Origin of the sequence: Streptomyces sp. NPDC005955, assembly GCF_042871255.1 — a bacterium.
Lineage (GTDB): Bacteria > Actinomycetota > Actinomycetes > Streptomycetales > Streptomycetaceae > Streptomyces.
Window position 1 is genome coordinate 23,384 of sequence record NZ_JBIAIF010000020.1, and the last position, 13,752, is coordinate 37,135.

General features: G+C 72.8%; 11 protein-coding genes and 1 pseudogene. 11 read left to right on the plus strand and 1 reads right to left on the minus strand.

Annotation, left to right across the window (positions count from 1 at the left end):
- Positions 1-1,220 precede the first annotated feature (1,220 nt).
- The 10 genes and pseudogenes from ACFYOU_RS31810 to ACFYOU_RS31855 all read left to right on the plus strand — a co-directional run bounded on the left by ACFYOU_RS31810 (position 1,221) and on the right by ACFYOU_RS31855 (position 10,178).
- Complete coding sequence (locus ACFYOU_RS31810) at positions 1,221-2,150, plus strand: Rossmann-like and DUF2520 domain-containing protein (RefSeq protein ID WP_389772669.1); 930 nt, start codon at positions 1,221-1,223, stop codon at positions 2,148-2,150.
- Positions 2,147-3,193: a pantoate--beta-alanine ligase gene (gene panC, locus ACFYOU_RS31815; RefSeq protein WP_391310558.1), complete on the plus strand. Its 1,047-nt coding sequence runs from the start codon at positions 2,147-2,149 to the stop codon at positions 3,191-3,193. The genes ACFYOU_RS31810 and panC overlap by 4 nt, the downstream gene beginning before the upstream one ends.
- Positions 3,190-4,908, plus strand: a pseudogene (locus ACFYOU_RS31820) (L-aspartate oxidase); the annotation flags it as partial. The gene panC and the pseudogene ACFYOU_RS31820, both read left to right, overlap by 4 nt.
- 167 nt (positions 4,909-5,075) lie before the next feature.
- Positions 5,076-6,095, plus strand: a complete 1,020-nt coding sequence (gene nadC, locus ACFYOU_RS31825) for a carboxylating nicotinate-nucleotide diphosphorylase (protein ID WP_387005102.1) — start codon at positions 5,076-5,078, stop codon at positions 6,093-6,095.
- Positions 6,096-6,100: 5 nt separating this feature from the next.
- Positions 6,101-6,898 (plus strand): type III pantothenate kinase, encoded by a 798-nt coding sequence (locus ACFYOU_RS31830; protein WP_385484092.1) that lies wholly within the window; start codon positions 6,101-6,103, stop codon positions 6,896-6,898.
- A gap of 517 nt (positions 6,899-7,415) precedes the next feature.
- Positions 7,416-8,141 (plus strand): hypothetical protein, encoded by a 726-nt coding sequence (locus tag ACFYOU_RS31835; RefSeq protein WP_391310560.1) that lies wholly within the window; start codon positions 7,416-7,418, stop codon positions 8,139-8,141.
- A gap of 19 nt (positions 8,142-8,160) precedes the next feature.
- Entirely contained in the window at positions 8,161-8,346 is a 186-nt protein-coding gene (locus ACFYOU_RS31840; RefSeq protein WP_389772659.1) for a hypothetical protein, read from the plus strand.
- Positions 8,347-8,508: 162 nt separating this feature from the next.
- Entirely contained in the window at positions 8,509-9,000 is a 492-nt protein-coding gene (locus tag ACFYOU_RS31845; RefSeq protein WP_391310562.1) for a BlaI/MecI/CopY family transcriptional regulator, read from the plus strand.
- A 9-nt stretch (positions 9,001-9,009) separates the two neighbouring features.
- A complete protein-coding gene (locus ACFYOU_RS31850) occupies positions 9,010-9,597 on the plus strand; it encodes an amino-acid N-acetyltransferase (RefSeq protein WP_387005087.1) in 588 nt (195 codons plus the stop codon).
- 239 nt (positions 9,598-9,836) lie between these two features.
- On the plus strand, positions 9,837-10,178 hold the full coding sequence (locus ACFYOU_RS31855) for an Lsr2 family protein (RefSeq protein WP_385484077.1): 342 nt from the start codon (positions 9,837-9,839) through the stop codon (positions 10,176-10,178).
- Here ACFYOU_RS31855 and ACFYOU_RS31860 read toward each other — a convergent pair.
- Complete coding sequence (locus tag ACFYOU_RS31860) at positions 10,151-10,789, minus strand: SCO3374 family protein (protein ID WP_391310564.1); 639 nt, start codon at positions 10,787-10,789, stop codon at positions 10,151-10,153. The two genes, ACFYOU_RS31855 and ACFYOU_RS31860, sit on opposite strands and share 28 nt — an antisense overlap.
- A gap of 433 nt (positions 10,790-11,222) precedes the next feature.
- Between ACFYOU_RS31860 and ACFYOU_RS31865 the strand changes: the two genes are divergently transcribed.
- Complete coding sequence (locus tag ACFYOU_RS31865) at positions 11,223-13,751, plus strand: ATP-dependent Clp protease ATP-binding subunit (protein ID WP_387005081.1); 2,529 nt, start codon at positions 11,223-11,225, stop codon at positions 13,749-13,751.
- The last annotated feature ends 1 nt before the right edge of the window (position 13,752 follow it).

Here is a 13,752-nt window from a genome sequence, read left to right on the forward strand (position 1 = left end):
TCGGCGTGACCGGGTGACGGGGCCCGCCGCACGCTCGTGGGAGTTCGGCCCCGGCCGATCCATCTACGAGACGAGGGGTGCGCATGAGCCTCACCCAGCAGTACGCGTTGGACCTGTACCGGGCTCGGCGGCGGGGGGAGCCGTTGCCTCCGGCGCCGGGGCGCCACGATTGGCGGACTCTCGGGGAGTTCCGCGAATTCTCCCGGTTGCGGCGGGGGCGGCCGGCTCGGGGGCGCTGGTGGCGTACCCCGTTCCGCACGGTGCGATCCGCTGCGCGTGCGTTGTTCCGCAGGGCGCGCTGACTTCCCCGCGCCCCCCTCCGGCACGTCCTGCTCCCCGTGCGCTGTTCCCCGCGTCGCTGGTCGGGTGCGTTCGGCTCCTCGTGCATGGTTCAGCTGGCCTGCGCGGTGGCTTCGCGCAGTTCCCCGCGCCCCTGATCGGGTGCGTCCGGCTCCTCGTGCGCTGTCCTGCACCGTCTGACGCGTGTTGCGCAGTTCCCCGCGCCCCTATCGGGCGCGTCCCGCTCGACGTGCGCTGTTCCCCGCGCCCCTATCCGTCGTGGCTCGTGCCCGTCCGGCAGGCCACACCTGAGATCAGCCCCGCACCCCGATGAGGGGCGCGGGGAACTGCGCAGAGCAACAGCGCACCGCGCGGAGCAGTGCACGCCGAGCAGGTCGCACCCGATAGGGGGCGCGGGGAGCTGCGCGAAGTGACCGCGTAGCTCAGCGGGACAGTGCACGTGCAGTCGGACGCACCGGGGATCAGGGGCGCGGGGAACTGCGCAGAGCAACAGCGCACCGCGCGGAGCAGTGCACGCCGAGCAGGTCGCACCCGATAGGGGGCGCGGGGAGCTGCGCGAAGTGACCGCGTAGCTCAGCGGGACAGTGCACGTGCAGTCGGACGCACCGGGGATCAGAGGCGCGGGGAACTGCGCAGAACAACAGCGCACCGCGCGGAGCAGCGCACGCCGAGCAGGTCGCACCCGATAGGGGGCGCGGGGAACTGCGCGAAGCCACCGCGCAGCTCAGCGGGACAGTGCACGCCGAGCGGAACGCACCCGACCAGCGACGCGGGGAACTACGCGGGCAACCGCAGCGCACCGCACAGGACAGCGCACGCGCAGCGGACCACTGCACAGCGGACGCCCAAGAACCACCGCGTTAGCATGACGAGAACTCGTCCGGTACCCCGAGCGGACTGGAACGGAAGGTCGTCACCGAGTGAACGCACTCCACCCCCCCGACCCCAGGGACCGCCCCGCCCGCCTCACCATCGGCGTCGTGGGAGCGGGCCGCGTGGGCCCCGCCCTGGCCGCCTCGCTGCAACTCGCCGGCCACCGCCCGGTGGCCGTCTCGGGCGTCTCCGAGAGCTCGGTGCGCCGCGCGGCGCACATGCTGCCCGACGTGCCCCTGGTCACCCCCGAGGAGGTGCTGGCCCGCGCGGAACTCGTCCTGCTGACGGTCCCCGACGACGCCCTGCCCGGCCTCGTCGAAGGACTCGCGGACACCGGCGCGGTCCGGCCCGGCCAATTGATCGCGCACACCTCCGGCCGGTACGGCGTGCGGGTCCTCGACCCCGCGCTGCGCGCCGGCGCGCTGCCGCTGGCCCTGCACCCGGCGATGACCTTCACGGGCACCCCCGTGGACGTGCAGCGCCTGGCCGGCTGTTCGTTCGGGGTCACCGCGCCCGAGGAGCTGAGGCTCGCCGCCGAGGCGCTGGTGATCGAGATGGGCGGCGAACCGGAGTGGATCGCCGAGGAGTCCCGGCCGCTGTACCACGCGGCCCTCGCCCTCGGCGCGAACCACCTGGTCACCCTGGTCGCCCAGGCCATGGACCTGCTGCGGACGGCGGGCGTCGCGGCCCCCGACCGGATGCTCGGCCCCCTGCTGGGCGCCGCCCTGGACAACGCCCTGCGCTCCGGCGACGCGGCGCTGACCGGGCCCGTCGCCCGCGGGGACGCCGGTACGGTCGCCGCGCACGTCGCCCAGTTGCGCGCGCACGCGCCCGGCACCGTCGCCGGGTACCTGGCGATGGCCCGCGCCACGGCCGACCGGGCACTCGCCCACGGACTGCTGAAGCCCGAACTCGCCGAAGACCTCCTCGACGTCCTCGCGGGCGAGCCGGGCCCCACGGAAGGCACCGCCCCATGACCGCCAGGCTGCTGCACTCCGCCGCCGAACTGCGCGGGCCGGTCACCGGTCCGGGTGCGGCGCCCGCCGCCCGCCGGGCCGTCGTCATGACGATGGGCGCCCTCCACCCGGGCCACGCGGAGCTGATCCGCACCGCCCGCCGACTGGTCGGCGTGACCGGCGAGGTCGTCGTCACCGTCTTCGTGAACCCCCTGCAGTTCGGCGCCGGCGAGGACCTCGACCGCTATCCGCGCACCCTGGACGCCGATGTGGAGCTGGCCGGGCGGGCGGGCGCCGACCTGGTGTTCGCCCCCGGCACCGACGAGGTCTACCCGGGCGGCGAGCCCCAGGTGCGGATCACCGCCGGCCCGATGGGCGAGCGGCTGGAGGGCGCCTCCCGCCCCGGCCACTTCGACGGCGTGCTCACCGTCGTCGCCAAGCTCCTCCACCTCACCCGCCCCGACCTGGCCCTGTTCGGGCAGAAGGACGCCCAGCAGCTCGCCGTGATCCGGCGCATGGTGCAGGACCTGAACTTCGGGGTGGACGTCGTCGCCGTGCCCACCGTCCGGGAGGAGGACGGTCTCGCGCGCTCCAGCCGCAACCGTTACCTCTCCGCCGCCGAACGCCGCACCGCGCTGTCCCTGTCGAAGGCCCTGTTCGCGGGCCGGGACCGGCACGCGGCCGAGGAGGCGCTGCGGGCCCGGGCCGTGCACGCGCCGAGCAGCCGTGCCCGGGCCGAAGCGCTGGACGCCCTGGGCGAGGCCCGGGCGGCGGCCGATGCGCACGCCGTCGCCGGGGCCGCCCCGGGCGGGCCCGCCGCGGTGCGGGCCGCCGCCCGCCAGTGCCTGGACGCCGCGAGCCGGTTGGACCCGCCGCTCGTCCTCGACCACCTGGCGCTGGTGGACCCCTCCGACTTCACGGAGGTCCCCGACGACCACACCGGCGACGCCGTGCTCGTGGTCGCCGCCCGGGTCGGCTCGACCCGCCTCATCGACAATCTGCCCCTCACCTTCGGCACGCCCGCGTCCGCCGGCGAGTCCGACCTCCCGGGAGCCGTCTCGTGACCCGCGCAGCACCTTCCCGCCCCGCCCGGAGCACCGGCATCCGCCTGCACGCGCCCGCCCCCGGCTGGTCGCTCACCGCCGACGTCGTCGTCGTGGGCTCGGGGGTGGCCGGGCTGACCGCCGCACTGCGCTGCGCCGCCGCCGGCCTGGAGACCGTCGTCGTCACCAAGGCCCGGTTGGACGACGGTTCCACCCGCTGGGCGCAGGGCGGCATAGCGGCGGCCCTCGGCGAGGGCGACACCCCGGGCCAGCACCTCGACGACACCCTCGTCGCCGGCGCCGGACTCTGCGACGAGGACGCCGTACGGCTGCTGGTCACCGAGGGCCCGGACGCCGTGCGCCGGCTCATCGACACCGGCGCCCGCTTCGACGAGTCCGCGGACGGCGGCCTGGCGCTCACCCGGGAGGGCGGCCACCACCGCCGCCGGATCGCGCACGCCGGCGGTGACGCCACCGGCGTCGAGATCTCCCGCGCCCTGGTGGACGCGGTCCGTGCCCGAGGGATACCCACCGTCGAGAACGCCCTGGTCCTGGATCTGCTGACCGATGCCGCGGGCCGCGCCGCGGGCGTCACCCTGCACGTGATGGGCGAGGGCCAGCACGACGGGGTGGGCGCCGTCCACGCCCCGCACGTGGTGCTCGCCACCGGCGGCATGGGCCAGGTGTTCGCCGCGACCACCAACCCGGCCGTGTCCACCGGCGACGGCGTCGCCCTGGCGCTGCGGGCCGGCGCCGAGGTCAGCGACCTGGAGTTCGTCCAGTTCCACCCCACCGTCCTCTTCCTCGGCGCGGACGCGGAGGGCCAGCAGCCGCTGGTCTCCGAGGCGGTCCGCGGCGAGGGCGCCCACCTGGTCGACGCCGACGGGGTGCGCTTCATGGTGGGGCAGCACGAACTCGCCGAACTGGCGCCCCGGGACGTCGTCGCCAAGGGCATCATGCGCCGCATGCGCGAACAGGGCGCCGCACACATGTACCTGGACGCCCGGCACTTCGGCGCCGAGATGTGGGAGCACCGCTTCCCGACCATCCTCGCCGCCTGCCGGGCGCACGGACTCGACCCGGTCACCGAACCGGTGCCGGTCGCACCCGCCGCGCACTACGCCTCCGGGGGCGTGCGCACCGACGCCGAAGGCCGCACCACCGTCCCCGGCCTCTACGCCTGCGGGGAGGTCGCCTGCACCGGCGTGCACGGCGCCAACCGGCTGGCCTCCAACTCGCTGCTAGAAGGGCTCGTCTACGCGGAACGCATCGCCGCCGCCATCGTCCGTGCCGATCGCCACCCCCGGGGGCCGGAGCACGCACCGGAGCCGGTCGCGCACCCGGCGGCGCCCACGCACCCCCTGCTGGCCGCGGAGGACCGGTTCCGCATCCAGCGGATCATGACCGACGGCGCCGGGGTGCTGCGCTCCGGGGAGTCCCTCGCCCGGGCGGCCCGCGGGCTCCAGGACCTGCACACCGCCGCGCGGGACGCGTTGGCGGAACACGGCAAGACCGCCGAACCCGGCGTGGACACCTGGGAGACCACCAACCTGCTGTGCGTGGCGCGGGTCCTCGTCGCCGCCGCCCTGCGCCGCGAGGAGACCCGCGGCTGCCACTGGCGCGAGGACCACGCCGGGCCGGACGACGCGCAGTGGCGCCGCCACCTCGTCGTCACGCTCGCCCCCGACCGCGCGCTGGTGCTCGACACGACGCCCGCGGCGGACTTCCCCCCGACCGTCGAGGTCACCGCGTCGACCGCCGCCGTCCCCGGGCCCGCCGACGACCGGACCCGCCCGGGCGCGTACGCTGGCGCCGCGCCCGCACCGGCTGACGGCTCCCCAGGGGCGCCCCGCGGCACCCGTACCGCCGACCGCCCGACCGCCGTCCCCAGGAGCACTGAGCCGTGAGCGACACCCACCTTCCCCTCGTCCCCGAAGCCGGCTGCGGCGACGGCTGCGGCTGCGGTGCGCCCGCCGACGGTGCGTACGAGGAGGCCGCCGAGTGCGGTCTCGACCCGGCGCTCGCCGCCCTGCTGGCCGCCGCCGGACTCGACCCCGTCGAGGTCGAGGACATCGCCCACCTGGCCGTCGAGGAGGACCTGGACGGCGGGGTCGACGTCACGACCGTGGCGACCATCCCGGAGGACGCCGTCGCGACCGCCGACTTCACCGCCCGCGAGGCGGGCACGGTGGCCGGGCTGCGGATCGCCGAGGCGGTGCTGTCCATCGTCTGCACCGACGAGTTCGAGGTCGAACGGCACGTCGAGGACGGCGACCGGGTGACCGCCGGGCAGCCGCTGCTCAGCGTCACCTCCCGCACCCGCGACCTGCTCACCGCCGAGCGCAGCGCCCTGAACCTGCTGTGCCGGCTGTCCGGCATCGCGACCGCGACGCGTGCGTGGGCCGACGTCCTGGAGGGCAGCGGCGCGCAGGTCCGCGACACCCGCAAGACCACGCCCGGGCTGCGGTCCCTGGAGAAGTTCGCGGTCCGCTGCGGCGGCGGCGTCAACCACCGGATGTCGCTGTCGGACGCGGCCCTGGTCAAGGACAACCACGTGGTCGCCGCGGGCGGGGTCGCCCAGGCGTTCGCCCGGGTCCGCGAGGCGTTCCCCGAGGTGCCCGTCGAGGTCGAGGTGGACACCCTGCACCAGCTGCGGGAGGTCGTCGACGCGGGCGCGGACCTGATCCTGCTGGACAACTTCACGCCCACCGAGACCGCGGAGGCCGTCGCCCTGGTGAAGGGCCGCGCGCTGCTGGAGTCCTCCGGCCGCCTCACCCTCGCCAACGCCCGTGCGTACGCGGACACCGGAGTCGACTTCCTCGCGGTGGGCGCGCTCACCCACTCCGCGCCGATCCTGGACATCGGCCTGGACCTGCGCGAGGCGGCGCCCGCGCCCCGGACGCCCGACGGCGGAGCGGAGTAGACCCCATGCTGCTGACGATCGACGTGGGCAACACCCACACCGTGCTCGGGCTGTTCGACGGTGAGGAGATCGTCGAGCACTGGCGCATCTCCACCGACGCCCGCCGCACCGCCGACGAACTCGCCGTCCTGCTCCAGGGACTCATGGGCATGCACCCGCTGCTCGGGATGGAACTGGGCGAGGGCATCGACGGCATCGCCATCTGTTCCACGGTGCCGTCGGTGCTGCACGAACTGCGCGAGGTCACCCGGCGCTACTACGGGGACGTCCCGGCCGTCCTGGTGGAGCCGGGCATCAAGACCGGGGTGCCGATCCTCATGGACAACCCCAAGGAGGTCGGCGCCGACCGCATCATCAACGCGGTCGCCGCGGTCGACCTGTACGGCGGGCCCGCGATCGTCGTGGACTTCGGTACGGCGACGACCTTCGACGCGGTGTCCGCGCGCGGGGAGTACACCGGCGGGGTGATCGCCCCCGGCATCGAGATCTCCGTGGAGGCGCTCGGGGTGCGCGGTGCGCAACTGCGCAAGATCGAGCTGGCCAGGCCGCGGAGCGTGATCGGCAAGAACACGGTGGAGGCCATGCAGTCGGGCATCCTGTACGGCTTCGCCGGGCAGGTCGACGGGGTCGTCACGCGGATGGCGCGGGAGTTGGCGCCCGATCCCTCCGACGTCACCGTCATCGCGACGGGGGGGCTCGCGCCGATGGTGCTCGGGGAGGCGTCCGTCATCGACGAGCACGAGCCCTGGTTGACGCTGATCGGGCTCCGTCTCGTCTACGAACGCAACGTCGCCCGCATGTAACGCTGCGCTGGCCGCAGGTACGTTCCGCTCGGTGCGCTGCGGTCACCCGCGCAGTTCCCCGCGCCCCTTCCGGTGCGTTCCGCTGCGCGTGCGTTGTTCAGCGGGGTGCGCTGTTGTTTCGCGCAGTTCCCCGCGCCCCTGTCCATCGGGCCGAGCACGTCCGCCCGCAGCCGCCCCCACCAGGAGCGCCCCGACAGGGGCGCGGAGAACAACGCACGCCGAGCAGGTCGCACCCGATAGGGGGCGCGGGGAACTGCGCGAACCCGCAGCGCACCGCGCAGAGCAGCGCACGCGCAGCGGGTCGCACCCGATAGGGGGCGCGGGGAACTGCGCGAACCCGCAGCGCACCGCGCAGGACAGCGCACGCGCAGCGGGTCGCACCCGATAGGGGGCGCGGGGAACTGCGCGAACCCGCAGCGCACCCAACTGGACACCGCACGCGCAGCGGATCGCACCGGAGGGACGAGACACGCTGACAAAAGGCGAGTTTTGTCTGATTAGCGCGTATCGTCACCCCATGCCCACGCCCTACGGATCTTGCGGCGGCCTCGCGTTCAGCGCCGAGGAGCTACGTGTGCTCCGCCGTGCCCTCGCGCTCGCCGTCCACCCCCGGCCCGTATCCGCCGAGGACGTCCAGGACTGCCTCCGCCTCGCCGAATCGGTGGACGAGGCACTGTACGAGGGCGCCCGGCTGCGCGCCTTCCTGATCGCCGACCTGACCCGCTACCGGGCCGCCCTGCCCGGCACCACCAGCGGCTACCTCACGCTCCTGGAAGAGGCGCTCGCGGTCGGGTACCAGCCCGTCCCGGACGACCTCGCCGCACTGCGCGCGCTCCGGGGCGCTCCGGTCGCCGCGGCGCTCCTGGAACGCTGTCGGGTCCTCGCCGAGCGCGCGGTGCGGGTCCGCCTCGCCGCCCGGACGGTGCCCATGCCGGCCGCGCCGGTGCACGTGCCCGCCGGCCGCCCCGGCGGCACCGCGGTGGCCGTCCTGCCGGCCTCCCGGGCCCGGCTGACCGCCCTGCCCGGCGGACTGGTCGCCCCGCGCGCCGCGAGCGGGGACACCCCCGCCGAGCGCCCCAAACCGGCCGGCCCGGCCGACCCCGCGGCGCCGCACCGCCCGGTGCCCACCCCCGCCGAGGTGTTCCCGCCGCGCCGGCGCCCCGCCCCGACGAAGCCCGGCGGGACCCCCGCGCCCGAGCCGGCGCCGCCCGCCGAACCGCCCCAGCAACGGGCGGCCGGATAGCGCTCGCTACCCTGACCCCATGGACTACGTCTCCGCGCTGCTGCCCCCCACGGTGATGGCCGTGTTCTTCACCGCGCTCATCGTGACGATCGTGAAGACCCAGGGGGGCGACAAGAAGGCCAAGGAGGACGCGGCCGTCGACTACGCCCTGCGCCAGGCGGAGCGGGCCCGCCAGTCGGCCGCGGTCCGCGACGAGAGCGCCTGAGGCCCACCCGAGCGGCCCAGCCCCGGCGGAGCCCCGTACCGCGGGCCCGCCGAACCCGCCGCCGTGCGTACCCCGCGCGGCGGCGCACTCCTTTTCCGATACCCCACCGGACGGCTGCGATTTGTCGCGCCGCAGGTGAATTATCCGGATATGGTGCGAGCTGTGCCTCGCCCCCTGGGAGAACTCGAAGACGCGGTCATGACGCGGGTCTGGCAGTGGAACCGTCCGGTGACCGTTCGAGAAGTCCTCGAAGACCTCCAGCGGGAACGCACGATCGCGTACACCACCGTGATGACCGTCCTCGACAACCTCCACCAGAAGGGTTGGGTGCGCCGCGAGGCCGAAGGGCGCGCCTATCGGTACGAGGCCGTGTCCACCCGGGCCGCCTACTCCGCCGCACTGATGAACGAGGCGTGGTCGCAGAGCGACAATCCGGCCGCCGCCCTCGTCGCGTTCTTCGGCATGATGTCGCCCGAACAGCGCGAAGCCCTCAGTGACGCCGTACGCATGGTGCAGGGCCCCGAAACCCCGCCCCCGCCCGCGCCGCGAAACGAACCCGCGCACGACGCGGCTAACGACGCGGGGAAGCCCGCGGAGCCGACCCGGAGCCCCGAGGGCGAGCCCCCCGCGCCGAACGCGGAGGACGGGCGATAGCGTCCGTTCATGCCAGCAGAGCAACCCGGAGTTCCGGCGGTCCCGACGAATGTCCCAGATTCCGAGGTCACCGGGGCACCCGCACCCGTCAGGAAAGCGGTCACCGTCCGACGGGCCCGTACCAGTGATGTCACCGAGGTGCGCCGACTCCTTGACGTCTACGTCAACAAGCGCATCCTCCTCGACAAAGCCACGGTCACGCTTTACGAGGACATCCAGGAGTTCTGGGTGGCGGAACGCGACGACAACGCCCAGCTCGTCGCGTGCGGGGCGTTGCACGTGATGTGGGAAGACCTCGCGGAAGTGCGCACACTTGCCGTGAACCCCGCACTCAAGGGCGAGGGCGTCGGCCATCAACTGCTGGAGAAGCTGCTCCAGACCGCCCGCTGGCTCGGTGTTCGGCGCGTTTTCTGCCTCACCTTCGAAGTGGACTTCTTCGCGAAGCACGGCTTCGTCGAGATCGGCGAGGCGCCGGTGGACTCGGATGTGTACGGCGAGCTGCTGCGTTCCTATGACGAGGGCGTCGCCGAGTTCCTCGGACTCGAACGAGTGAAACCGAACACCTTGGGCAACAGTCGGATGCTTCTGCATCTGTGAGCGACCGGACATCGTATTCCGCTCAGTCCCCGCCGCGGTGCCCTATGTCCGAAACGCGTGTGTTTCCTAGGCTTCTCGGGAGCGATCGGCGCGGGCGGTCTCGCCTAGGGGTTTGTGTTTTTCCAGCAAAAGCGGTTTGCTTTCCGACGTACTGCTGTACTGCATATAACAAGGGACGGCGAATCGGCGGCGGGTGCCGCGGGGACCGACCCGCACGTTATCGATGAAAGGAAAATCCGGTGGCACAGAAGGTTCAGGTCCTTCTTGTCGACGACCTCGACGGTGGCGAGGCCGACGAGACCGTGACGTTCGCGCTGGACGGCAAGACCTACGAGATCGACCTCACGACGGCCAACGCGGACAAGTTGCGCGGCCTGCTGGAGGCGTACGTGAAGGGTGGGCGCCGCACCGGCGGCCGGTCCGCGGGCGGTCGGGGCAAGGCCCGTGCCGCGGCGGCCGGTGGCAGCGGCCAGGAGACGGCCCAGATCCGTGCCTGGGCGAAGGAGAACGGATACGAGGTCAACGACCGGGGCCGGGTCCCGGCGAACATCCGTCAGGCGTACGACGACGCCCACCGCTGATCACGCGCTCGGCCCAACCGGACCCGTAGGCACTCGCTGGCCACGGCGTCCACGAGCCGAACGAGGTCGGGGGCGTCCCCACCGCCCCCGCGCGCGTTCCCTCGCACCCGGTGCGCCGCGAGGGGGCGTAGCGCCGGGAGCGAGGGTTCCACCGGCCGCCCCGGCTCGGGGGGCCGCACCCATGCGGGGGCCCCTGCGGGGCCGCCGCCCGGCGCCGGCCAGCCCGGCGGCCGGGGCGCCTCGATCGTCCGGCCCGCGCCGACGGCCACCAGCCCCAGTTCCCCGGCCAGCGCCCCCCACTCCAGCCAGGCGAGCAGGCCCGGCACCTCTTCGGCGGAGCCGGCGGCCACCAGGAACCGCGTGCGCGGGCCGCAGCGGGCCACCGGCCCCACCGCCGCCCCGCCCGGTCGCTCCAGCACCGCGCGGGCCGCCCGTGACGGAACCTCCAGGGCGTCGAAGCGCACTCCGGTCACCAGGAGCACCCCCGGCCCGGCGCCGGCCCCCCGCGGGGTCCCGGGAACCGTCGGCCAGCCGAGCTCGTTCTCGTACCACTGGCGCACCCCGCCGCCGTCGGGGAGCGGACGTCGGGGGCGGGGAACGGTGGGAGCCATGTCGGAACAACAGCCGCAGCAGGGCCACGGTTACGCACCGTGGTCACCGGTCGGCCCAGGGTGGCCGAAACGGGTGCGCACGACCCGGGGTCACGCCGCGCGGTTGTTCGCCCGTAGCGGAGGGGAGGGGGGCTTCCCGCATGGACTGTCCGTACGTGCGGGTAAGACATCCCTAGTGGGGAGGGGCGACACGCAAGGCCCGGGCGGTCCCCGTTCGCCATCGGCGTACTGATGGTAGGGGTAACTGCCTGGCCTGCGGGAACATCGTCTCGCACCATCGGGTTGGAGCAGATGTCGGCGTTCGGGGTCAGGAGGCCACGCACGGGTGTCGGCAGTTGGAATGAGCGGTCCCCGCTTGCGGGACTAAGCTGCGGAAGGACAGGGAGGGGACCGACCCCTTTCACTGCCTGACCGCTCTGAGGAGCGATTAACGATGTTCGAGAGGTTCACCGACCGCGCGCGGCGGGTTGTCGTCCTGGCTCAGGAAGAGGCCCGGATGCTCAACCACAACTACATCGGCACTGAGCACATCCTCCTGGGCCTGATCCACGAGGGTGAGGGTGTCGCCGCTAAGGCCCTGGAGAGCCTCGGGATTTCTCTTGAGGCGGTCCGCCAGCAGGTGGAGGAGATCATCGGCCAGGGCCAGCAGGCCCCGTCCGGGCACATCCCCTTCACCCCCCGTGCCAAGAAGGTCCTGGAGCTGTCGCTCCGCGAGGCCCTCCAGCTGGGCCACAACTACATCGGCACGGAGCACATCCTGCTCGGCCTGATCCGTGAGGGCGAGGGCGTCGCCGCCCAGGTCCTGGTCAAGCTGGGTGCCGACCTGAACCGGGTCCGGCAGCAGGTCATCCAGCTGCTGTCCGGCTACCAGAACAAGGAGACGGCCACCGCCGGGGGTCCCGCCGAGGGCACCCCGTCGACGTCCCTGGTCCTGGACCAGTTCGGTCGCAACCTGACGCAGGCCGCCCGGGAATCCAAGCTCGACCCGGTCATCGGGCGCGAGAAGGAGATCGAGCGGGTCATGCAGGTGCTGTCCCGCCGCACCAAGAACAACCCGGTCCTCATCGGCGAGCCCGGCGTCGGCAAGACCGCCGTCGTCGAGGGACTGGCGCAGGCCATCGTCAAGGGCGAGGTGCCCGAGACCCTCAAGGACAAGCACCTCTACACCCTCGACCTGGGCGCGCTGGTCGCCGGCTCCCGCTACCGCGGTGACTTCGAGGAGCGCCTGAAGAAGGTCCTCAAGGAGATCCGCACCCGCGGCGACATCATCCTCTTCATCGACGAGCTGCACACCCTCGTCGGTGCGGGGGCCGCCGAGGGCGCCATCGACGCGGCGAGCATCCTCAAGCCGATGCTGGCCCGCGGTGAACTCCAGACCATCGGTGCCACCACGCTGGACGAGTACCGCAAGCACCTGGAGAAGGACGCCGCCCTGGAGCGCCGCTTCCAGCCCATCCAGGTCGCCGAGCCGTCGCTCCCGCACACCATCGAGATCCTCAAGGGTCTGCGCGACCGCTACGAGGCGCACCACCGCGTCTCCATCACGGACGACGCCCTGGTGCAGGCCGCCACGCTGGCCGACCGGTACATCTCGGACCGCTTCCTGCCGGACAAGGCCATCGACCTGATCGACGAGGCCGGCTCCCGGATGCGCATCCGTCGGATGACCGCGCCGCCGGACCTGCGCGAGTTCGACGAGAAGATCGCCGGCGTCCGCCGCGACAAGGAGTCCGCGATCGACTCGCAGGACTTCGAGAAGGCCGCGTCCCTGCGCGACAAGGAGAAGCAGCTCCTCGCCGCGAAGGCCAAGCGCGAGAAGGAGTGGAAGGCCGGCGACATGGACGTCGTGGCCGAGGTCGACGGCGAGCTGATCGCCGAGGTCCTCGCGACCGCCACCGGCATCCCGGTCTTCAAGCTGACCGAGGAGGAGTCCTCGCGTCTGCTGCGCATGGAGGACGAGCTCCACAAGCGGGTCATCGGCCAGAAGGACGCCATCAAGGCGCTCTCGCAGGCGATCCGTCGCACCCGGGCGGGTCTGAAGGACCCGAAGCGCCCCGGTGGGTCGTTCATCTTCGCGGGCCCCTCCGGCGTCGGCAAGACCGAACTGTCGAAGACCCTCGCGGAGTTCCTGTTCGGCGACGAGGACGCACTGATCTCCCTCGACATGTCGGAGTTCAGCGAGAAGCACACCGTCTCGCGGCTCTTCGGCTCGCCCCCCGGCTACGTCGGCTACGAAGAGGGCGGCCAGCTCACCGAGAAGGTGCGCCGCAAGCCGTTCTCCGTCGTGCTGTTCGACGAGGTCGAGAAGGCCCACCCGGACATCTTCAACTCCCTGCTCCAGATCCTGGAGGACGGCCGTCTCACCGACAGCCAGGGCCGGGTCGTGGACTTCAAGAACACCGTCATCATCATGACGACCAACCTCGGCACCCGGGACATCTCCAAGGGCTTCAACCTGGGCTTCGCCGCCCAGGGCGACGTCAAGACCGGGTACGAGCGCATGAAGGCCAAGGTCAACGACGAGCTGAAGCAGCACTTCCGCCCGGAGTTCCTCAACCGTGTCGACGACACGGTGGTCTTCCACCAGCTCACCGAGGAAGACATCATCCAGATCGTGGATCTGATGATCGCCAAGGTGGACGAGCGCCTCAAGGACCGCGACATGGGTCTCGAACTGAGCCCCACCGCCAAGTCCCTGCTCGCCAAGCGCGGCTACGACCCCGTCCTGGGCGCCCGGCCGCTGCGCCGGACCATCCAGCGGGAGATCGAGGACATCCTCTCCGAGAAGATCCTCTTCGGTGAGCTGCGCCCCGGTCACATCGTGGTCGTCGACACCGAGGGCGAGGGCGAGGAGATCGCCTTCACCTTCCGCGGCGAGGAGAAGACCGCGCTGCCGGACGTCCCGCCGATCGAGCAGGCCGCCGGTGGGGGCGCGGGCCCCAACCTGAGCAAGGAAGCGTGAC

Excerpts from the sequence above, each read along its gene's own strand:
- panC (WP_391310558.1), top strand. The coding sequence starts at position 2,147 with ATGACCGCCAGGCTGCTGCACTCCGCCGCCGAACTGCGCGGGCCGGTC.
- ACFYOU_RS31830 (WP_385484092.1), top strand. The coding sequence starts at position 6,101 with ATGCTGCTGACGATCGACGTGGGCAACACCCACACCGTGCTCGGGCTG.
- ACFYOU_RS31835 (WP_391310560.1), top strand. The coding sequence starts at position 7,416 with ATGCCCACGCCCTACGGATCTTGCGGCGGCCTCGCGTTCAGCGCCGAG.
- ACFYOU_RS31840 (WP_389772659.1), top strand. The coding sequence starts at position 8,161 with ATGGACTACGTCTCCGCGCTGCTGCCCCCCACGGTGATGGCCGTGTTC.
- ACFYOU_RS31850 (WP_387005087.1), top strand. The coding sequence starts at position 9,010 with ATGCCAGCAGAGCAACCCGGAGTTCCGGCGGTCCCGACGAATGTCCCA.
- ACFYOU_RS31860 (WP_391310564.1), bottom strand. The coding sequence starts at position 10,789 with ATGGCTCCCACCGTTCCCCGCCCCCGACGTCCGCTCCCCGACGGCGGC.
- ACFYOU_RS31865 (WP_387005081.1), top strand. The coding sequence starts at position 11,223 with ATGTTCGAGAGGTTCACCGACCGCGCGCGGCGGGTTGTCGTCCTGGCT.